Annotated in this window: 21 protein-coding genes; 4 read left to right on the plus strand and 17 right to left on the minus strand. The window is 42.3% G+C overall.

The window, feature by feature from the left end:
* Positions 1-281 precede the first annotated feature (281 nt).
* Positions 282-1,646: a M28 family peptidase gene (locus CDH51_RS12145; protein ID WP_100628806.1), complete on the plus strand. Its 1,365-nt coding sequence runs from the start codon at positions 282-284 to the stop codon at positions 1,644-1,646.
* A gap of 334 nt (positions 1,647-1,980) precedes the next feature.
* Here CDH51_RS12145 and CDH51_RS12150 read toward each other — a convergent pair whose 3' ends face one another.
* Positions 1,981-3,159 (minus strand): histidine decarboxylase, encoded by a 1,179-nt coding sequence (locus CDH51_RS12150; RefSeq protein ID WP_100628807.1) that lies wholly within the window; start codon positions 3,157-3,159, stop codon positions 1,981-1,983.
* A gap of 163 nt (positions 3,160-3,322) precedes the next feature.
* Here CDH51_RS12150 and CDH51_RS12155 point away from each other — a divergent pair, with 163 nt between their 5' ends.
* Complete coding sequence (locus CDH51_RS12155; protein ID WP_232724808.1) at positions 3,323-4,822, plus strand: sulfatase; 1,500 nt, start codon at positions 3,323-3,325, stop codon at positions 4,820-4,822.
* Positions 4,823-4,897: 75 nt separating this feature from the next.
* Here CDH51_RS12155 and CDH51_RS12160 read toward each other — a convergent pair whose 3' ends face one another.
* The gene (locus CDH51_RS12160; protein ID WP_100628809.1) at positions 4,898-5,650 is read right to left on the minus strand and encodes a DUF3667 domain-containing protein; all 753 of its coding nucleotides are present in this window, start codon (positions 5,648-5,650) and stop codon (positions 4,898-4,900) included.
* A 244-nt stretch (positions 5,651-5,894) separates the two neighbouring features.
* On the opposite strand from CDH51_RS12160, the gene CDH51_RS12165 reads away from it, so the two are divergent.
* Positions 5,895-6,146, plus strand: a complete 252-nt coding sequence (locus CDH51_RS12165; protein ID WP_024284094.1) for a DUF6364 family protein — start codon at positions 5,895-5,897, stop codon at positions 6,144-6,146.
* Positions 6,143-6,577 (plus strand): PIN domain-containing protein, encoded by a 435-nt coding sequence (locus CDH51_RS12170; protein WP_100628810.1) that lies wholly within the window; start codon positions 6,143-6,145, stop codon positions 6,575-6,577. The genes CDH51_RS12165 and CDH51_RS12170 overlap by 4 nt, the downstream gene beginning before the upstream one ends.
* A 48-nt stretch (positions 6,578-6,625) precedes the next feature.
* Here CDH51_RS12170 and CDH51_RS12175 read toward each other — a convergent pair whose 3' ends face one another.
* From CDH51_RS12175 to CDH51_RS12250, 15 genes are all read right to left on the minus strand, one after another.
* Positions 6,626-7,039, minus strand: coding sequence for a hypothetical protein (locus CDH51_RS12175; RefSeq protein ID WP_100628811.1), 414 nt, complete (start codon positions 7,037-7,039; stop codon positions 6,626-6,628).
* Between the two features lie 310 nt (positions 7,040-7,349).
* On the minus strand, positions 7,350-7,769 hold the full coding sequence (locus CDH51_RS12180; protein WP_100628812.1) for a hypothetical protein: 420 nt from the start codon (positions 7,767-7,769) through the stop codon (positions 7,350-7,352).
* Between the two features lie 49 nt (positions 7,770-7,818).
* Positions 7,819-8,373 (minus strand): TetR/AcrR family transcriptional regulator, encoded by a 555-nt coding sequence (locus CDH51_RS12185; RefSeq protein ID WP_100628813.1) that lies wholly within the window; start codon positions 8,371-8,373, stop codon positions 7,819-7,821.
* A gap of 6 nt (positions 8,374-8,379) precedes the next feature.
* Entirely contained in the window at positions 8,380-9,303 is a 924-nt protein-coding gene (locus CDH51_RS12190; RefSeq protein ID WP_100628814.1) for an ABC transporter substrate-binding protein, read from the minus strand.
* A gap of 59 nt (positions 9,304-9,362) precedes the next feature.
* On the minus strand, positions 9,363-10,679 hold the full coding sequence (locus CDH51_RS12195; protein WP_100628815.1) for a CIA30 family protein: 1,317 nt from the start codon (positions 10,677-10,679) through the stop codon (positions 9,363-9,365).
* 351 nt (positions 10,680-11,030) lie between these two features.
* The gene (locus CDH51_RS12200) at positions 11,031-11,579 is read right to left on the minus strand and encodes a YceI family protein (protein ID WP_100628816.1); all 549 of its coding nucleotides are present in this window, start codon (positions 11,577-11,579) and stop codon (positions 11,031-11,033) included.
* Positions 11,576-12,541 (minus strand): DUF5777 family beta-barrel protein, encoded by a 966-nt coding sequence (locus CDH51_RS12205; RefSeq protein WP_232724809.1) that lies wholly within the window; start codon positions 12,539-12,541, stop codon positions 11,576-11,578. The genes CDH51_RS12200 and CDH51_RS12205 overlap by 4 nt, the downstream gene beginning before the upstream one ends.
* On the minus strand, positions 12,538-12,990 hold the full coding sequence (locus tag CDH51_RS12210) for a Rieske (2Fe-2S) protein (protein WP_232724810.1): 453 nt from the start codon (positions 12,988-12,990) through the stop codon (positions 12,538-12,540). Before CDH51_RS12210 ends, CDH51_RS12205 begins: the two co-directional genes overlap by 4 nt.
* Positions 12,991-13,619: 629 nt before the next feature.
* A complete protein-coding gene (locus CDH51_RS12220; protein WP_100628818.1) occupies positions 13,620-14,216 on the minus strand; it encodes a porin family protein in 597 nt (198 codons plus the stop codon).
* A gap of 70 nt (positions 14,217-14,286) precedes the next feature.
* The gene (locus CDH51_RS12225) at positions 14,287-15,231 is read right to left on the minus strand and encodes an alpha/beta hydrolase (RefSeq protein ID WP_100628819.1); all 945 of its coding nucleotides are present in this window, start codon (positions 15,229-15,231) and stop codon (positions 14,287-14,289) included.
* A 162-nt stretch (positions 15,232-15,393) separates the two neighbouring features.
* Complete coding sequence (locus tag CDH51_RS12230) at positions 15,394-16,701, minus strand: APC family permease (RefSeq protein ID WP_100628820.1); 1,308 nt, start codon at positions 16,699-16,701, stop codon at positions 15,394-15,396.
* A 38-nt stretch (positions 16,702-16,739) separates the two neighbouring features.
* Positions 16,740-17,312, minus strand: coding sequence for a glutamine amidotransferase-related protein (locus CDH51_RS12235; protein ID WP_100628821.1), 573 nt, complete (start codon positions 17,310-17,312; stop codon positions 16,740-16,742).
* Between the two features lie 220 nt (positions 17,313-17,532).
* Positions 17,533-18,273, minus strand: a complete 741-nt coding sequence (locus CDH51_RS12240) for a porin family protein (RefSeq protein ID WP_100628822.1) — start codon at positions 18,271-18,273, stop codon at positions 17,533-17,535.
* 17 nt (positions 18,274-18,290) lie between these two features.
* Positions 18,291-19,391: a hypothetical protein gene (locus tag CDH51_RS12245; RefSeq protein ID WP_157807102.1), complete on the minus strand. Its 1,101-nt coding sequence runs from the start codon at positions 19,389-19,391 to the stop codon at positions 18,291-18,293.
* Between the two features lie 323 nt (positions 19,392-19,714).
* A complete protein-coding gene (locus CDH51_RS12250; protein WP_100628824.1) occupies positions 19,715-20,836 on the minus strand; it encodes an ABC transporter transmembrane domain-containing protein in 1,122 nt (373 codons plus the stop codon).
* Between the last annotated feature and the right edge of the window lies 1 nt (position 20,837).

Consider the following 20,837-nt stretch of genomic DNA (forward strand, 5'->3'; position numbering starts at 1 on the left):
CATTTCCTGAAAAGGCAAATGGATGAAAATTAAAGTAAGATTATCCTCAATAATGCCCATCGCTGAATTTTTCTATTTATCTGGTTGGGAGCATGAAGTGGGAAGTTTGAAGCATCTGGATTCTGGACCTGTCGCTTCATTTTTGGCCATAATTTTCTTGATTGATGAAAAGCGGATTTACTTTTTATGGAGCCTAGGAAATACTTTTTATCCGCTTATATAGATTTCATTTTCTCGCAAGAGTACTTTTTCTCATATTCCCAATCTAAAATCACCAATTCATGTTACCATTCAGATTCCTTACACCTATTTTGTTTGTTGGTTTGATCGGCATTAGCCATGCGCAAGATGCGCCTCCGCAGATCGATACCCGGATCTATGAGATTATTGAAAATACCTCTTCTGAGCGGATCGAAAAAGATATCCGAACCTTAGCGGGCTTTGGTACGAGAAATACCTTCTCCGATACGCTGTCGGACACACGGGGAATCGGAGCAGCACGAAGATGGATTAAAGCGGAGTTTGACAAGATTTCTGCGGAATGTGGAGGTTGCTTGGAAGTATTCTATCAAAAGGATTTTGTCACAAAAGAAGGAAATCGACGGGTACCAAAAGACGCCTATGTGGTGAATGTGGTAGCGATTTTAAGAGGAACGGATTACCCGAATTCACATGTGATTATGTCGGGAGATATTGATTCTCGAGCTTCTGATACTATGAATTTTGAAATTGATGCGCCAGGAGCCAATGATAATGCTTCCGGTATGGCCGGGACTATCGAGGCTGCACGAGTTCTTTCGAAATATAAATTTAAGCACAGTATAGTTTTTGTCGGGCTTTCTGGCGAAGAACAAGGCCTGTTTGGAGGTCAGGGATTGGCTCAATATTCCCGTCAAAAGGATTGGGAGATTATAGGAATATTGAATAATGATATGATTGGGAATATCGAAGGGGTCGATGGAGTCATTGATAATAGGACTTTCCGGATTTTTTCTGAACCAACCCCAGCCAACGAGTCGGAACAAGAGCGAAGAGCCCGAAGATTCACAGGAGGGGAAGTGGATGGAATTTCCCGTCAATTAGCTCGATATATCCACAAGCAGGTGAAAACTTATATGCCAGAAATGAACCCGATGATGATTTACCGTTTGGATCGCTTTGGTCGGGGTGGACACCACCGACCGTTCAATGATTTGGGTTTTGCTGGAGTGAGAATCATGGAAGCGCATGAGAATTACAATCGGCAGCATCAGGATATCCGAGTAGAGGATGGGATAGCCTATGGAGATGTGATTGAAGGGGTAAATTTTGATTATGCAGAGAAGCTTACCTCCGTCAATGCTATTTCTCTTGCTGGTTTGGCTTGGGCACCTCCAGCACCAAAGGATGTGCGAATAGGTGGAGCTGTTCGCCCTTCCACGACCTTGGCTTGGGAAGAAAGCAATGATCCCAATATTGCTGGGTACAAGATTTACTTCCGACTGACTACTTCCCCTACATGGGATAATTTTGTCTACGTCTCAGGCGTGAATGAGCATACTTTGGAAGGAATCGTGATCGATAACTACTACTTCGGAGTTGCGGCTGTCGGAAAAGATGGCAATGAGTCTCCGGTGGTATTTCCTCTTCGGCAGATTCGTAGGTAAAAAGATTCAAATCTTTGCTTTGTGATAGATCCGTGAGTGGGAATCTGACTGTCCGTCAGGCAGGCATTCACGGTGGTAAAGATTCTTCGTTCTCCCAGCTTCCTGCTTCTCACCAGATAGTTAACCCGAAATATGCATTAGACTTCCTATTACGAGTCCAAACCGCTTCAAAATCAATCGCTTTGCTGCATTTAGCTCGATCACCGTAGCGGTGCTATGCCTCATTCGCTAAATGCTTGATTTTATTGCGGTTTGAACTCTCACTACAGATTCTAATGCATAATCCGGGTTAAAGAAAAAAGCCAACTGGTATTACCAAGGATCATCGTCTGTTTTATAAACTTTCTTGAAGTATGGCACAAAATTCGTCGATTTTATGACGATTGATGTGCTGCATGACTACCACGTGGGCCTTGTCCTCCTGCGTCGCCAATTGATATTTTTTGACGATGGCGTCTTGTGGTTTTTTGAAGGTGACGATGATCTGATTAGGATTATAGGCTACATCTGGATAATTGAAAGACTTCAATTTCTCATATAGATAGTTAGCATTCTCTATGCAGGTTTCAGCTTCTCTCTTGAAGCCTTCGATTCCCTTTTTTTGAATAATATACCAGAAGTTGATGGCTAGAAATCCATTTCTCGAACCGCTGATAGTGGTATCATGCACCTCCAGGTAAGGAACCCAGCTTGACTTTTTGAAGGTTTTGTCCTGCAGTTCTTTGGAGGAAAGGAAAATGCCGCATGGATGGATCGTTCCCGGAAACTTGTGCCCAGAGATCGCGATGCTGCTCAGGCCATTTTGAAAGAGGTCTTCCTTGCTTTCTAAGAAAGGATAAATAAAACCCATCAATGCTGCATCGGCATGGAGGAAGACGTTTTCTTGCTCTATTCCCAGTTCTCTCAGGACTTTTTGCACCTCACTTAATTGATCCATCCCCCCTGTCATGGTCGTACCGATGTTCAGGTTGATGACCAGTCCATAATTGGAATTTGTAGCATGAATTTCTGCAATTACCTCTCTGAGGTGCTCATAGCTCATCTCGCCCGACTCCTGGCTTTGTATCTTTCGTTGCTTTATATCCAGTAAGTGAGCGTTTTTTGGAATGGAATAATGACTCGATTCTGAGAATAAAAAATAGGGTTCTTTGTCTTGAAGTTTGAAATAATCTCTTCCCATGTAGGCCCCATAAAGGTTTCCCTCGGTACCACCGCTAGTGATATATCCCCAGTGATTTTCTAGCTCGTACAAATCTGCTACAAAGGCCAGTACTTCTTTTTCAAATTCCTTGGTGTGCATCTTCGAATTCCCATGAATGGAGGGGTCGCCGGCATTGTTAAGGTGCAATTTTGCGAGGCCGCTTACGCCTAGAATCGCGAGGTCATTGTTTTGGGGGATTTCAGGGTAACCAAAATAGGTCACAGAATTTCTGATTTGTTCAGCAAGAAATTCAGCCAGGCGAATCTCTGCGGCAGTTTGGGCTTCATATTGTGCTTGGGTCTCTATTCTCATAGTTCACAAAGGTCTGAGTATTTGATAGAATTAGCAAAATGCCCAGCAAACCATCTTGTTTTCTGAGTTGCCTCTTTTGTGAAGTTTAAATAGGAATAATTGACAAGGGGCTTTTGCGTCTCGATTGATAGCAGTATTTTGTTTAGAACTTAAGTTCTCAAAAATGACCGATTTCCACCATAGAGGTAAATTTTTACAGATTGTTAGTCTATTACTGGTTTCTTATTTCATGCTGCTTTTTCAAAGTATTGCTCAGGAAAGGGACCGTCCCAATGTGCTTTTTATTGCGGTGGATGATCTGAGACCGGAGTTGGGGGCATATGGAAAAGCCTATGCGATCACACCGCACATGGATCGCTTGGCTAGCCAAAGTTCCCTCTTCACCAATCATTATGTCACCGTTCCGACTTGTGGAGCGTCGCGTTATAGCTTGTTGGTAGGAAAGCTTCCCCAATCCCGTCAGGACCTGAGCAATATGGCGGCGGTGAATCAATTGGCGAGAAAACCAGAGTCTGAGCGAAGAAAAACCTTTATTCAGGATTTCCGGCAAAAGGGCTATTACACCGTAGGAATTGGAAAAATATCCCATCATCCCGATGGCTATGTCTATGAATATGACGAGCGAAAGAGTGATTTAATCGAGCTGCCCGGGAGTTGGGATGAAATGCTTTTTAATCCTGGAAAGTGGGAGACAGGTCACAATGCCTTTTTTGGCTATGCCGATGGAAGTAATCGGACAGATCGAAATAAACAAGTCAAGCCTTATGAAATGGCAGAAGTATCTGATGAGGGCTATGTGGACGGACTTTCTGCCGAACTCGCCATTGCTAAGCTTCAAGAGCTTAAAGCTAAAGATCAGCCTTTTTTTCTCGGTTTGGGCTTTTTCAAACCCCACCTTCCCTTTACTGCGCCTAAGAAATATTGGGATCTTTATGATCCAGAAGAAATACCGCTTGCACCATTTCCTGCTATTCCCCAAGGCTCTTCTAGGGCTAGTCTTATACAAAGCGGTGAATTCAATCAATATGCCCTTGGTGAAGAAAAAGCTGGATTGGATCAGGCTGTTTCAGATCCTTATGCCCACAAACTCCGACATGCTTATTTGGCAGCAGTGAGCTATGTGGATGCTCAGATTGGGAAAGTTTTGGACGAGTTGGAGCGATTGGGTTTGGATGAAAATACGGTGATTGTACTATGGGGAGACCATGGCTGGCACTTAGGCGATCAGCTGGTTTGGGGTAAGCATACCCTTTTTGAATCTGCCTTGCATTCTGTACTGATGATCAAGGCACCAGGAATCCCATCCACCAGGATTAAGCAAGTTGTCAGTACCTTGGATATTTATCCCACACTTTTGGACTTGACCGGAAATGCTGATGATTCTGATTTGGATGGAAAAAGCCTGGTCGGTCTTATGAAAAATTCTCAATCAGAAAATTGGCGAAATACGGCATATAGTTACTTTAATCAGGGGATTTCTTTGCGCACGCCGACTCATAGGTTGACGCAATATTTCCGATCTGAATCGTCGGAATTCGAACTTTACGATTTGATCCAAGACCCCAATGAAACCCAAAATATTGCTTCTTATTCCCCGCAAGTATTTGGGGTTTTGAAAGCGTTATTGGATGCAGGAAATACTGGACTTTTTGATAAACAATAAGCTTAAGATTTTTCAGACACTGTGATTCTGTGGTGAGAGAATTTAGCACCTAGGAAGTCGAAGTAATGCATAAGATTAAGCCTTATTGGCGATTGTGATAATTACCATTGCAGCAAACAAAAGTATAGCACCGAAAATTGCATAAAGCAAATAAGTCAAGAGTGTTCTAAAGACTCGGCCTGGGGGTTTGGCTTGGTTAAATAAGAACCAAAATACCCAAATCGTATAGCCAATAGAGAATATGATGGAGATGTTCTCAAAAAATTGATTTTGGAAAATAGCCTCGCCTAGAATGCATAGGGAATAAAAAAATGCCTGCTGACCGGTAATATAGCTATTGATGACGATGTGCTCTAGGTAATTGTAGCCAAACTTTCGGAATGAAAGAAAGGAAGCAAAAGAGTAAATCGGGAGTAAGAAAAGGGTGGATAAACGATAATTTTTTACAAACCAAGCAAGAACTATCTCGGCATTACTCTCTTGTTCAAAGTCCGATGCTCCAGACATCCAACCCGAATAAAAATCATCCAGCCAAGTACTTTGATCAGTTAGTTCGGCCAAAAGAAAGTAAACTGTCGATAGGGTCAACAGGTATGCAAAGGGCTTGAAATAGGGCTTTCGCTTTCCCTCAAGAAAATTTCTCAAGGAGACCCCAGGTCTTATTACCATCTCCCAAATGGTGAAAAATAAACCTCGGTCTATCTGAAAGACCGTTGTGGACAGCTCTTGAAGAAAATTCGAAAAATTGATTCTGCCTACCTGCCGGCTTTGACCACAATGTGCACAAAAGTTGCCTTCTACCGGATTTCCGCAATTCTTACAGTTCATTGAGAAACTTATTTCGACTTAATCTACCGATTTTTTTGAAAAATAGGGCTTGGTTTTCAGCTGGGGCTTTTGATATTTTCTTTTTTATCGGAAAATGGCTTAATCTTTCTATCCGAATGCTTGATGATCGGTATTGAGCGGAACCCATACTTTAGTATATAATTTACTAGCAAGTAAAAGCTCCAAATAATTTTTCATTTGTACGTTTAAAATAATTATTTTTGTACGTACAATCGATTTTGAAATGGATACAAAACTCACCTTAAAGCTAGACAAAGAAGTAATCGATAAGGCAAAAACCTATGCCAGTCAGCATCAAATCAGCTTATCAAAATTGATCGAGGCCTACCTTAAATCGATTACATCAAAAGAGGAAAAAGCTAAGCAAATTCCGATTTCTGCCTTTGTAAAGAGCCTAAGTTCTCCTTCAGGGATTCCAGCTGATTATGACTACAAAAAGGATTATCAGGAGTATTTGGAGGAAAAATATCGATGAAAAAGGTTTTTTTGGATACTAATGTCATCATTGACTTGCTTGCAGAGCGAAGCCCTTTTTATGAGGCTATAGCTCAAGTCGCATCCCTTGCCGACAGAAAAATTATCTCAATTTATACATCTCCGATTTCTTATACGACATCGGAATATGTTTTGTCAAAGTTCGAACCTAAATCTTCCGTCATTCAAAAGCTTCGCCGGTTTTCGATTATTTGTAAAGTGACAGATGCAAATCAAGAAACAGTCGACAAAAGCCTGTTTTCTGACTTTCCGGACTTTGAAGATGCTGTTCAATATTTCTGCGCTCTACAAGCTAATTGCGATATAATTCTTTCCAGAAATAAACAGGATTTTAAAAAGTCAGAGTTGCCCATTATGACCGCAGAGGAGTATCTATTGGCATTTCAATCGAAAAGCTCCAAAAAAAGCTAGATTGTTAAAATGGGCAAAATTTGTAATCACATTCCAGTGCAATCCAACTTACAACTGCTCCAGCGTGATGCGATTTTCGGATTCATCACTAATCTCCCGAAAGGTAACTCGCCCGAAGCCCAAAACGATCTGATACCATTCTCCATTCAGGGATTCAAAAAGTGGATTGTCTGAAAATGAAAGCTCAAACTCTGCTCGTCCATTCTCTCGACGAGTAGACCAACTTCCTTCATCGAGTAATTGGGTCCCGCGATAGGCTTCTACCTGACCATTTGGGATAAAATTGAAATTAATCCCCTCGAAATTATTGGCTTGGTCTTGTCCATTCACCTCGAAAAAGGTCACCTGCCACTGACCTTCCGTCAGGGTTTCAAAAAGGTTTTCATCTGAGCGAGGGGATTGCCCATCTTCCGTGCAGGATATCAAAATCAAGCAAAGGAATAGGGTAAACAATCGATTCATAAAAGGTGCTTTTTGCAAATAAACGAAGATTTATTTTTGAAGTTTGGTTTCTTGGCATCTACCAGCCTGTTTTATTACCTAGTAAATATTTTCTGCTTTTATTTATTTAAAAACCTGAATCAAGCTGAGGGAATCTAGTGCTAGAAATAAGCTTTTCACCATCCATAAGTTTTCCTTGAGGATCAATTTTAAGGGTTTTTGTAATCAAATTCCTCAATTCGCTGAATGCTTAAGTATAGTGATGAGCGAGCTTGATGTGAAAGAAAGCTTCGCCGTCTGAATTAGATATTTTCCGCAGGGTTTGAAGAGCTTAGTCTTTTGCCGGCCTCCAAAGAGGGCCTACTGCTACCAACAAAATGATTATATTAAAAAGAGCGTTGATGGAATTGCCGGAAGTAATGGAACCCAAGCTGTCCAAAAAAAACCAGGCTAATATCCCATAGAGAATGACTTTCCGGGTTTCCTCCGGGGCTTTGTCATACACCCACTTTCTCAAAAACCAAATACAAACTCCCCAGCCAAAAAGGAATCCTCCAGTCAATGCAGACAAAAAGCGGGTCGTGGGTGATTTGAAATTTTCAACTCCATCCAGAGGCCAGCTAAGAAGGTCCATAGTCCATTCGGCTGGACTGGCGGTGGAAATCATCGTTCCTAGAAAAAAGACCGGGGCAAAGCTTGCTACCACAATGGCGGTAATGCCTATCCAAAATTTTTGAAACTTCTGTGTCATCAATATGCGGTTTTGTTGACACCAATGTAAAATGGAGAGCCTAGAAAAATTAGTCGCTACCGTCTAATGGAGCTTTGAATTTACTCGAAATGCGTTTCAAGTTTTCAAAATAAGCTTCCAGCCACTTTTCAGTGAAATTTTCAGGGTTCAGTTGTAAGAAAAAATTCTCAAGAGCCAAATCAAAAATGCCCTCTGCTTGTCGAAGAGTCAGTGGAAGCTTGGTGTCTTTCAACCAAAGAAGAATAAAATCCTTTCCGATTAGTTGATTGGAGATCAAAAGGGTATGGTTGTAATTGGGATGATGAGCATTGATTCGGAGCTGTCTATTGAATAGGATGTCGTTCTGGTGCTCCAGGAGGATTTGAATCAGCTCGGGATTGATACTTTGTGCCATTTTTTCCTTCTCAGCGATGACTCGTGACTGTTGAAGGTGAAGCTGCAGTAGTTTCTCCAGAAAATTCTCTAAATCCCCAAAGTGATGATAAAAAGAAGATTTACTGATACCAACCTCTTTCGCTAACTGCTCAATATTCAGACCTTTTTCGCCCTGAATCGCAAACATCTCATAGCCAGTTTTTATCCAAATTTCTTCTCGATTATTCATTGGCCCCTAAAACTTGAACTCCTTATCCAGCAGCTCATTACTAAACAAGTTCCCTGTTGGAATTTGGGATTGCTCCAAACCTTTTTCCCGAAGCCAAGACAAAAACTTATTCACACGATCAGGATCCATATAGCCCCAAGTTTCTCCCTTACTGAAGTGTGGAGCTGTTAAAGTCAATGCTTCCGATAAATCAATATTTTGCTCATGCTCCGGTACCAAAGGCTGGAGGGTTTTCACAGCCTCTTTTGGGTTCTCTTTTGCGTATTGAAATCCCGCTGCTGTTGCTTTGAGAAAGGCTCGGTAGGCATCTGCTTTTTCTTCGATTTGCGCCCCGTTGCAAGCCAATACAGGAGAGTAAGAATAAGGAATGTGATAGTCTGCCAAGCGAAAACTGCGAAGCGCTGCACCTAGGCTTTTCACTTGCACACCCTCCCAATTCATAAATACCCAAGTCGAATCATACTCCCCCGAAAGTACTGTATTCCAAATGCCCAATTTCTCAGGATAAATTACCTGGATGTCACCCTTTCCTCCGTCATTTTTGATCATTTGCTGGACGATGCCATCCTCGTAGCGAGCCTCGTAGGATGCATAGGTCTTGCCGTCCAAGTCTTTTGGAGAGTGGATGTTGCTTTCCTTTCGCACTACGATAGCGCTCAAGTCCTCCTGTAGAATGGCTGCAATGGCCTTCAGCGGAAAAGCCTCCTCTTTGGTCTGATAGCTGATCAGACTTTCAGTCGGGCAGAGCGCAAAATCAGCCTTTCCCAATTCTACTTTTTTGGCAGGAGTGAGTTGATAATTATCGGTGGAGGGGTCAGAAATTCGCAAGCTGATTCCTTGCTTTTCATAAAATCCTTTGGCCTGAGCCACAAAAAAACCGATGTGATTGATATTTGGAGTCCAGTCTAGCGCGAGATGGAGGCTGTTCATGCGTAAATCCTTTTTGGGTTATAAACGATTAGCTGGGAAAAGGTTTTAACCCAAACACCCTACCGATACTCGATGTCTTTAATCTCTACCGTTAAGGCTTTGTTTTCCACAATAATAGAGGCGACGATAAAGAGTTCTTCAAGATTGGTAGGGGCGAAGCTCGTCAGGGGGATATCGTAATTTTTCCATTCCTTGCTTAAAGTAAGCGGAACTTTCGTTTCGCTGCCATCGGTAGGGTTGGACTTGTCCTTCAGGGCGATTTGAATCTCTTCCCCTCCAGATATTCCTCTCATTCTAAGGCGCAACGTATCGAAACTGGAAAAGTCTCTTACACGATTCGGGTCAATGACGCCGTCACCCACATAGGAGTAATAGACTCCCCAGGCCTGCGGATAGAATTGGACGGCCGTCAGACTATCTAAAAACTGAATATTGACTCCTGTATTACCTTGGGCACTCGCTACTCCATAGGAATTGCCACTGGTGGTCATCCCGTTTCTTATAATTTTTGGATAGGGTCGATCTCCGTACTCATCGTACACATCTTCCAGACTTTTCCTGATTTCCGGGGTAAAGCTCTTACTTCTGCTCACGATCATTTGATGCAAGGCCATTCCGCTTTGTAGGAGATTTTCATACTTGATGATGAGATCATAATCCCAAGAAAAAACGGGAATCAAGGTTGGGTGCTGTATGATTTCATCCATCAATCCCGGAAACCTTTCTCCGAAATTACTTCTCCAATCCTGAATTCCCGGGCTAAAAAAAGCAAAGGTGCCTTCCAGTCCGGCATTTACAAAATCCTCAAATGAGCCTTTAAGTCTATCATTATAGTTGTTTTCCAAAATGATCAGTTCGTCTACCTGATTGTAATAGTCAAAAAGTAATGTTTCCAAATCTGTCCCTTGCAATTGACTAAGAAACCCTGAGCTTTTCAAGGATTCAAACCCACTGAGGTTGGGATTCAGATAGAGTAAGGACCAAGTATCATTGATCGCGCTGGCCATGAAATCAATATTTTCCACACTGTATCGGTCTTTATAGGAAATATCCAATCCATAGACCTCAGAGGCAATTTGGTAGTAATCCGGAGCCATCCGACGATTGACAAATAATGCTCTTGGAAAAAGCTCTAATCGAGTCTGATTGATCCGTTCCGCTCGTCTCAGATCGCTTTCCAGGTTTTGGGCTATGCTGTTGAGGTAGCCTTCCAGCGCTTCCTGATTTAGGCGCTTTTGATTGGAATTGTTGATTTGGATTGCAATCAGGATTCCGATGACCACTAGGATAATTTCTCCAAAAGCATACTTGAGGTACTTGCCGATTTTATTGCTTTCCAGCAGTTCGTAGCGAATTTTCCGAAAGAGTTTGATCATGATAAAAAAGTGCTTCGTCTATCCTTTTGCAAGCCACACTCTTCGTCAATATAGGATGGCAGGGGATGGATTACAATAAATTGAGTAAAATATTGATTTTCAGAGCTTAAAAAGGGTAAAAAATCTTGAAGAATAAAGCCAGATACCTTAGATCATGAAAAGTTAAAAAAGCTCCTTAAGGTTATGAGACTTTTCCAAAAGAATAATTCCTATACCGATAACCCAATCTCTCGAGATCATGAGGAATTGTAAATTCTAAAAAAATAAAAAAGCGAAGTTTTCGGCTTCGCTTTTATTTAGTTTTAAGTAGAAAATAAGCTTCAGAGCACAAGCCCTTGCATTGGATTGAATCTATCTTTTGGCCAAGGACATTTTTCCCGATATATCGATCAATTCGGCAATTTTAGTAATCACCAAGGATGGTATTTCGATCTGATATTCCTCAGGCTTAACCTGAAACTTAAAGTCTAACTTCAGTTCGGTGCCGTTCGAAACTACTTGACCTTTTACAGTCACAGGTTTGCTTACTCCATGAATGGTCAAGCTTCCTTCTGCGGTGACAGGATAGGTTCCAGGAGTCTCTAGGTCCACTTGTTCTTTGATTTTTCCTTTGAAAGTGGCCGTAGGGTACCTTTCACTCTCCATGTAATTTTCATTGAAGTGCTCCTGCATCAATTTGTTGGGAAAAACGAAGTCCGTGATTTTCATTTGAACCACAAGCTCCCGATTGCTGGAGTTGAGGATTGCTCCACTTTTTTTGTTTACAGCTTGAATTGTCTCTATGGGAGTATCCGAATACAAAGAAACCTCCCCAAGTGTGGTTCCATATAGCGTCTGTGCATAAACCTCTCCTACATGTAGGAAAAAGATCAGCATAAATAGATTGATAATCGATTTCATTTGTCTTTGTGTTTTGCGCCTTTATCAAAACTGAATGTCCTAGCGATATTAAATCCGTAGAAAATATCTCCTTTTTCCCAAGCCCCTACCGTCTGACCAATAAACTGGTTTTCGATCATACCACGGGAATTGGTGAAGTGAAGCTGAAATACGTGGCCTCCCGTTTCGATATCCACCCCGATGGAAATAGCATCATGGTATGGATATGATTTGCCGGTTGTAGCCTCATAAGTTCCGGGATCGGTGAAGGAATGATAATACTCTCCAGATAGCGTGAATCGTTTAGTCAATTTGTACCTTCCACCTACTCCCAAGGCCCAAAGGTCGTTAGCAAGGGAAGGGTCTTCCACCTTGTTGTAATGCAGGAATGTTGGCATTACCTGAATAGAAAGCTTTTCGTTTACTTTCCGAGCGATTAAGGTTTGGCCCCAATAGGAGTAGCGCTCAAGGTTGTTGTTGAAGCGCATTTCCGACCCGGATTGCATCGCAAAGCCAGTCTCCATTGTATTGATCGCCCATCCTGCCAATCCGGTGACAGTTACGGGAAATTTATTGGACTGTCGGAAAAGTTTGTACTTGGTATAGACATCGTAAGTCTTGTCCAGTGAACTTCTCCCTGCACCGATCAGCCATTGATCGGTCAGTCCATACTCGAGTCCAAGCCTGATTTTGGCCTCGTCCAAGCCAAAGAAATTAGCTACAAACCCACTGTTTACAGCACCAAATCGGTGCGAAATCCAGAAGTTGAGGTGGTTTTTGGAAATGGTCTCGATGCTTTGCCCATTGATCAGTCTTGATGCTTTGAAAGTAGCCATGGTGTATACCGGCTCCTTTGATTGCTCCTCATTCAAGATACTGAGCAAGTCATCCTGGGCTTTTGCTTTTGTCAAGCCAAATACTCCCAAAAAACCCAAAATCAAGATAGCTTGGAGGGTTTTTCTGAAGGATGCTATGGTCCTCATAAGAAAACTTTTAGAGTAGTGCCGGTCAATTCCGTTGCGTAGTTTTTGATTCCTTTTGAACCCTTGGAATTCAATCCTTTGCCTGAGGTATCAAATCTCGCCCCATGCTCAGGGCAGTAAAATTCTCCGTTTTTGAAATAAACTTTCTTTCTTCCTTCGTGCGAACAAACCTGGGTCACAGCTGCAAAGTCTGTCTGAGATACCCTAGCAATCACGATACTATTCACGATGACATAGTTGCCTACCGTATTCAATTTGGAATAGGCGGAGGTGCTCAGATCTAAATTCAATTCATTGGCATTCCCTCCCGTACCAGGTGGTAGTGTAGGTTCCATGCTCTCATTGACACAGCTACTCAGTCCTGAGGCTGCGCAATAGACGGCGAATAAGGAAGCTCCTTTTAATCCCAAAGATTTTAGAAACTCCATGCGACTCATTTTTTCTTCCATGGTAATAGAGTTTTGAGGTGATGTGTAAAGGTCAAGCTAAGTCTCTTTAGACTTCCTTAGCTAATTCTTAAAATTCGCTTAAAACGTCTCAGACGAATTAGTTTTCCCCTTTTCTATTAGTCTCCACGGGAGCTTGATTTGTAATCAAACGGTATTTTTTTTAAATAAATGTTTGATTTTCGGGTATAAGTTGATCGATTGGAAGTCATATCACAGGAGGACTCCTTTCAAAAAAAATGAGAATAAGGAACTCTCCCAGCCGCCTAGTTTTCTTTGCTTGTCGAGATGGAAGTTAGAGGTCAGAAATGCAAAGACGATTGATCGTACGGGCCATGAAATCAATGTTTTCCACACTGTATCGATCTTCATTGGAAATACCCAATCCAAAGCTCCGAACCAATTTGGTAGTAGTCAGGGCCCTGCGACGGTTTACAAAAAATACTGTTGATATACGTTTTATTCGAGATTGATCCCTTTCGCTAGTCTCAGATCGCTTTCCAGGCTTTGTGCAATGCGCTAGAGGTAGTAGCCTTCCTCACCACCCAACTTTACACGGTACCGTTCACCGAGCGAAGTCGAGGCGAACCTGATATGATTTGGATGCTGGTAAGAAAGCGGACATTCCTAAATTAAAATATCCTGTAGGTTAAGCCCACATAAATCACACTGTTTTTCAAGTCACGACCTTCTGCAATATTCTTAAGCCCTTGGCTATACCTCAGACCAATGGCCCAGTCCTCTGCTAACTTGTAACCGAGACCCACATTTACGGAAAAATCAAAGGTCTCAAAGTTTTCAAGTTGAAGCTCCTCAGGGACAGATTTAGCGGTGTTGACAGTAAGCAAACCCAACTGTGGACCTATTTCAGAGTAGAATTTCCCTTCCATCCATTTAAGCATGACAGGAATATTGATGTAAGAAATTTTATACCTGCCACTTTCTTTGGAATCTTCCCCTTGAAGTGACCAAATAATTTCCGGCTGTAGCTTAAGCTCCTTGGAGAGTTTATAGGAGGCATAAACACCCAGTGAATAGCCAACTTTTCGATCACTCTCCGGAAGGGCATCCCTGCCCCAAAGTTCAGCAAAGTTGATCCCTGCCTTTATTCCATATTGAGCTTTATCTTCATCTGCAGTACCCATTTCCTGCGCATAAGCCTGAATGGAAAGCAGGATGAAAGAAAGGACTAGAAATGGCTTAAATGTTTCAGTCAAAAATCGATTCATAGGAAGAGTCCGGCAGACTTAAAATGTTTTGACCAAAATACGAATTTGATCCAAAAGGGAGGAATAAGCCTTATTTGGCAGCCAAAAACTTATTCACATCTAGCCAATGGATAAATGCATCAAACCAACGATTGCTGGTACGGTTGGGATTCCCCAGACCGAAACCGTGCCCGCCGTTTTGGTAGAGGTGAAACTCTACCGGAATGCCTGCCTTGTACCAAGAATCGATCACGCCAAACTGACCTCTGAAAAGAAAGTCATCAGAGGCAATCACACAAAACATAGGCGGAGCATCAGCCGGAACATCCACCGGGCCCATGCCACCATAGATGGGACCGATAAAAGCCAACTTCATGCTTTCAGAATTTAGAGTTGAGTGCATGGTCAGGCCAGCACCAGCCGAAAAACCAATCATGCCTATTCTGTCTGTATCCACTCCCCATTCTTCTGCTCGATCGAGAATCATGGCATAGGCAGCCTCAGCATCTTCCAGCTGATTGGATAGGTCTAGTTGCGGAGGTCTTGGAGGCGTAGCTTCGTTAGTCGCATCCGAGGAACTAGGTGGGGCTAGAGTGCGAGGACGGTTCATCCAGGCACTGAAATCTTCCAAAGACTCCGGAGTTGGGTGAAGGCGATACTTCAATACGAAAGCAGCAATCCCCTGATCGGCGAGTGCCTGAGCCACTTCCCAGCCTTCATTTCCCATGGAAAGCCATCTGAAACCTCCTCCGGGGGCTACAATCACTGCAGCTCCATTGGCTTTTCCAGGTTCGGGTAAAAAAGGAGTAAGTGTGGCCGTGGTGATATTTCGGGCCATGGGATCGCCCCATTGGCGAAACCAAGATTCTGAGGCAGGCTGATCATCTACGCCGCCTGTTCCGAGGAGAATGGCGTTTGGCTCTTCAGGGGCATCGAGAGGGTAGATGGTTCCGTCCTGAGCTAAAGTGATGTTAGCGAATAGGACTGATAAAGCTACAAGGGAGCTTTTGGCTAGGTTTTTAAGGGTTAAGGTCATGGTATAGGTTTGTGTAAAGCGATTCTAATAAATCGATTTCCTAGGAATTATCCTAATGCTACAGATGCGTATCAGTCAGCTGATATATCAACACATTTTGGCTAAAAAGTATCAAGAGTAAAAAGTGATGAGGTATGCCTCATCAATGACTTAGAATCCAGCTTAAACCCTCTGAGGATCATTCTTTTTTGAATAAAATATGGCTCCTAACCCTAGCAGAATATAAATACTGATGATATAAAGAAACTGCTCCTTATTCTCTGTGTATTCAAAATATACAATCAGTAAGCCGGCTAAAAGCAACCCAAAGAATGCGACACTAGTCAATAGTAGCGATGAATGGGTTTCTTGCCTTTTCCTAAAGTTAGTATAAGCCATCAACAGCGATACAATAATGAAGGTGATGCTGCCGAATTCCAAAATAACCTGTAAGCCCCCTGTTGCCAATAATACAAAGGCAAAAATACTCATGGTGATAATCGCATTGTGAGGGATGTAGGTCTTGATCTTTTTCCCCAAGGGTCTCGGAAAATATCCGTCATTTGCGACCACAGCCATCAATCGAGAGGCACCAAAGAGAGTTCCGCTGATGGCACTTGAGGTAGCGAGCAGGGCCCCGAATATGACGATGAATTGTCCAAAATTCCCCAAATAGGTTTTTGCTCCCGCTGCCAAAGCGTACTCCTTATCTGCAATGATAATTTCTTTGGGTATGGTAGCAAGGGCTGCAATGGATAAAATCAAATAAAGAAAGGTGGCGATACCAATGGAGGAATAGATGGCTTTTGGGATATTTTTTTGGGGATTGGCCATCTCATTATAGGCATGAATGACTAGCTGGAATCCCTCATATGCCACAAAAGTGATCGAGGAGACAATCAGAATTTGGGTTAGGCTGCTTTGACTTTCGAAGACGGGAAGGAGATTTTGAATGTCTCCTTTTCCTGCAAGCAATCCTGAGATAAAGAGCAAAATGACAATCTTGGAATAGACCATCAAGTCTTCCAGTTTGCCCATTCCCTTCACACTTACCAAATTGATCACTGCAAAAATGGTAATAATCAGTCCGGAGATTAATTTTTGCCAGATCGGATGATTGAGGGCTTCAATTTGACTGCAGAAATAAGAAGCGAAGGTAAAAGCATATAAGGCCAGGGTGCTGATGTATCCAAATACAATCAACCAGCCGATGATGGATGAGGTAGTCTTGCTTTGGGGAAAGGCTTTTTTGAAAAATGAATAGGTGGCTCCTTCGTCTTGGTAAAGCAGGGCCAATTTCACATAGGAATAGGCTGCAAAAAGAGCCAAGACACCTCCAATGAGTATTGCTACCGGTGTAGCATTTCCAATATTTTCGGTAGCGATCCCCAAAATGGAAAATATTCCTCCCCCTACCATTCCTCCCAAAGCGATCGCGATCAGTTCTCCCAAGCCGAGGGCCTTCTTTCTTTTTCGAGTGAGTTTTACCATCTTTTGATCTATATGCCTGCTAAAGTTTATTTATTCCTTTAAATCATGGATAGAAAGTTATTCAAAATAATATGCCCATCATTTCCATCCTGAAGCTCTTCCGGGTGAAACTGAGAGGCGTATATCAATCGATCTTTATGTTTCATCACTTCAATCCCGTCTTCCGAAACAGCGAGTGATTTCAACTCCTCCCCCAGGTGCTCAATCGCGATATGATGATATTCAAAAACACGCAATTCCAGGTTTTTTATTCCTCGAAAAATCGGATCATCCAACAAAATTCGAACGCTTTTTACGCCCTGTCGATAAAATTCAAAAACTTGAAATACCGAATCGAAGGCTTTTCCAATAACCTGAAATCCTTCACATATACCAAAAATTGGCACTTTTGATTCGCGTACGATTTTTATTTCATTTTGGTAGAGCGCTGCATTGTCCGCTACTTCCCCAAGTGTTCCTCCCCCAGACAAAATTACAGAATCAAAGCCTTCAATATCGCCGAGTTCCACGGTCTGAAAATCTTTAATTTCCACTTGATATTGGCTTAAGCTTTTCATTAGATCATCAATAAAATGAGTCCCATTATTAATGATCAGAATTCTTTTTTGCATGCTGCTAATGCTTGGGTCTTTTGGTATTCTATGCAAGATTTATTTTTGGATCTTGCAAATTGCTTAACACTCAATTTACCAATTTTTCTAAGTGAACAGGAATTACAAATACCATAAAATAAAGAAGCGATTTTCTCCCGATGGTTATCGAGGAATCCGTATAGTCTAAAAAATTGCTCATACCGAAGAGGATTGGGTTTGGGGGGACTAACCAGGTGGATTACAGGTTCGACTCTTTATACCCGGCACCTATAGGAATTCTTACAAATAGATACAGGTTTGAATTCTTCGAAGTGTAATTGTATGGCCCCTCTATAGTTGTTTTCATGATATTCATGAGGCCCTGATAGAAAGTTACTCCAAGATTCACACCGCCCTTTCGAAGCTTATATCCTATACCCCCCGAGAGCCCCGCATCGATTCCTTTGATATGATCTCTGATATCCAGTTCAAAACTCGCATCCTCCGAATTTATAAAGCTGCTTAAGAAATAGTCTTGGGCCCGATTCCGTAATCCGATTTGGCCTCCTGCTTGGAAAAAGAACTGTTTTTCAGCACCAAAATGATATTTGAGGTGGATGGGAACATAGAAGTACCCGATCTTTCTTTTGATGGTCCCTCTGGAAAAGATAGCATCGAGTTCGGGATCATTCAGGGAATAGAAATCGATATTTTGAGCGCCCGCATGCGATTTAATTCGAACGCCCGTATTCAACCACAAATCGTTCTTGAGCCGGATATCAAAATAAAAGCCCAAATGAAAATGGCCATAGCCTTTTGCCTCTGAGATTCCACTGAGATTAGAGCGATTGAAGCCCCCTTCCAATCCAAATTCCAGATTGGGAGAATTGAGCTTTTCTCCGAAAAGCAAGGAAATCAGGACTTGTCCCTTTGCCGTCTGAAAAGAGCCCAAAAAGAAAAATAGCAATATGTAGAGGATTTTATAAAAGGGATGTCTCATGATTTGAAAATTGAAGATTATTTAGAAAACCAGTTTTTCCCTTTTATCCCAAAGCGATAATTCAAGGAAAATAGACCGGCAGTTCGGTCCCCAAGAATCTGTGCCTCAGTTCGGATTTGCCAGCGGTAATTTATCTGCCATTGAGCACCTATCAGCATGTTCCAGGGATTTTCGATGCTCTTGTTGAAGGAATATTGGATATAGCTATCCTCGATGCTTTCGCCCAAATTGTCCAATCCTTCTCCCAGGCGATTATAGATGAGTGCATATTTGAGTTTATCCGCAGGGCTTAATCCATCAAACCAGGTATCCAGATTGCCTTTCAGTTCATCGATTTTTGCCGGGGCATTGGGAGCTAGTTCCAGCGTCGGGATGTTTCCACTTGTCTCCCCATTAAATGAGGAATACATGGCTCCACCCCAAATGGTGACGTTCATCTCCGGCTTTTTGGGGAAGCGAAATACCGGTCCAGTCCGCAATCCGAAAATGGTGATTTTGGCAGGATCATCCAGTCTGGGGTTGTAATTGTAGGATTGGTTCATGTCCAGCGACACAAATAATCGTCCGATAGCTCCGGCAGTCATCAAACCATATCCCACATAAGTTCCGCTGACCTGAGTGCTCACGTCCAAGGGAATAGGCTCTATCAGATTTACATTGATATCTGCTTTTTTGGTTTGGCCCACAATGCCATAGACATTCAGGAAGGGTAATATCCAGGCATCCAAGCGAAGATTGTGTGTGCTGGTCTGCGCATTGATATCCTCAAATCTCACTACCTCACTGAGGTCGATCATATTCGGTGGGCTGGGATCTGAAAATCTTCCAAAACCCAAAGCCATTTCAGAGAGAGAAAGGGCCTGCGTACCGACCAAGTTGTTGATCATAATACCCATCGGAAAAGGGAGCTTCACCTTTGCACCATGGGCTTTTTGACCCATGATGGGTAAAATGTAAGGATAAGGCTGGCTGAAAAAGAGGGAGTCCTTTTCGCTGAGCGGGCCTTGGACTTGTTGACCGAGACTGTAGTAGGCCTGTCCAAAAACAATTGCAAAAAGAAATAGGATTTTGAGGGGAACTTTGAGGCAATGGGCGGGATGAAAATGCAAGGCTTTCATAGTGGGGATGGGTTTCCTTACTCGATATATTCGAGTACACTTGAATCCCATTGAGCCAAAATGCAGGAAGGAAGGATCAATATCCCAAAACTGCTTTTATCGAAAGGTCCTGGATTCGCTTTTCATTCCTCTGAATTTTTCAGTTTTGACTCGCTGGGTTACTAACCCCAAGTTAAGAATAGGGCTTAAAACCCTTTGAACAACCCTGTCTAGTCGTGGAAGGCGTAGCTTTAAACTGTAAAACGGTTTGATTAGTCGATTGAATTTTATAGCTGCATTTAATGATCCTGAAATGTACCAAAACCAAGAAGTCTCAGGCTGGACTAATTTTGTACTTGTGGGCCAAATTCAAGAAAAACCAACTTCTGGTCTGTCTCCAAAGATTCTGTTTTTGTTGACTCTGACCCTTGTTTTGCTTCCTTGTCGGTCTTGGATTTTTCGGAATAGGTAAGGGGTGTTTTTTTCTTGATCAATACTTCTATTTTTCTCAATGAAATCATCCCTTTTGCGATGATTGAAGGGGTTTTTGAAATGCTTCTAATCGCGGGAGCCATAGCACCTATTACAAGCATGAAAGCTAGCAATTGGCCGGGACTTTCTTTGGTATCTGGTGCAAAGGAAATGGCAGCGAGTAATGAGAAAGTAAGCAAAGGACCTAAAATGGCTACCCAAGCCAACCTGGAATTCTCCCAGAATTGATACTGAAGGTTTACTCTTAGTGATTGCTGGCTTTTTTCTTGAAAAGCAGTGCTTATCTTGATTCTGTCGGATTTAGTAAAATCTCCCTTTTGATTGGAAAAAGTCTCCGTAACGTACTTTAAAACCAGGCTTTTTTTATTCCTTTTTGATATGGTCCAGGGAATCTGTTTTGAATCAAGGAAGAAGGCTACTGGACTCACAATTAGTAAAGTGGCCACAATAGTCAAGGTCCAGTATGGGTTTAAATAAACCAATAAACCCAAACCCGTCAATAGGAAAAAGGCATCTCTTAGTCCTCTATGAAAGCCATTGCAAAGCATATTTCGAACGGATAGTTGATCCCCTGAATATCTCAGAAGGTATTTACCAAAACCATTCTTATTGTAGTAATCTGAGGTCCATTGAAGCTGTCTTCGAAAGAGCCTTTGCATCAGATCAAAATTGAACTTTTCAGCCTTGGTTCGTATCAGCTGCCTCTCCCAGAAATGTAGAAAGAACTTAAGCAGGATGACCAAACCCAGAATCCCAAAGAATTGCTGCAGCGAGCCAACCCGTAGCCCGAAGTCGGCAAGTAATTCTGATTTGCTGATTGAATTTTGATACATAAGGTCAAAAAACCACCCAGTCATTAGACTCAGAAAAAAGGTACTGACTGCTCCGATCCAACCGATCAATAGAATTACCGAAAGACGACCCCAGTGGGAAAACCAGTGGCGTTTGAGGGTTTTATTTGTAATCCAATCCATA

It is taken from the genome of Algoriphagus formosus (assembly GCF_002807035.1).
GTDB classification, from domain to species: Bacteria; Bacteroidota; Bacteroidia; order Cytophagales; family Cyclobacteriaceae; genus Algoriphagus; species Algoriphagus formosus.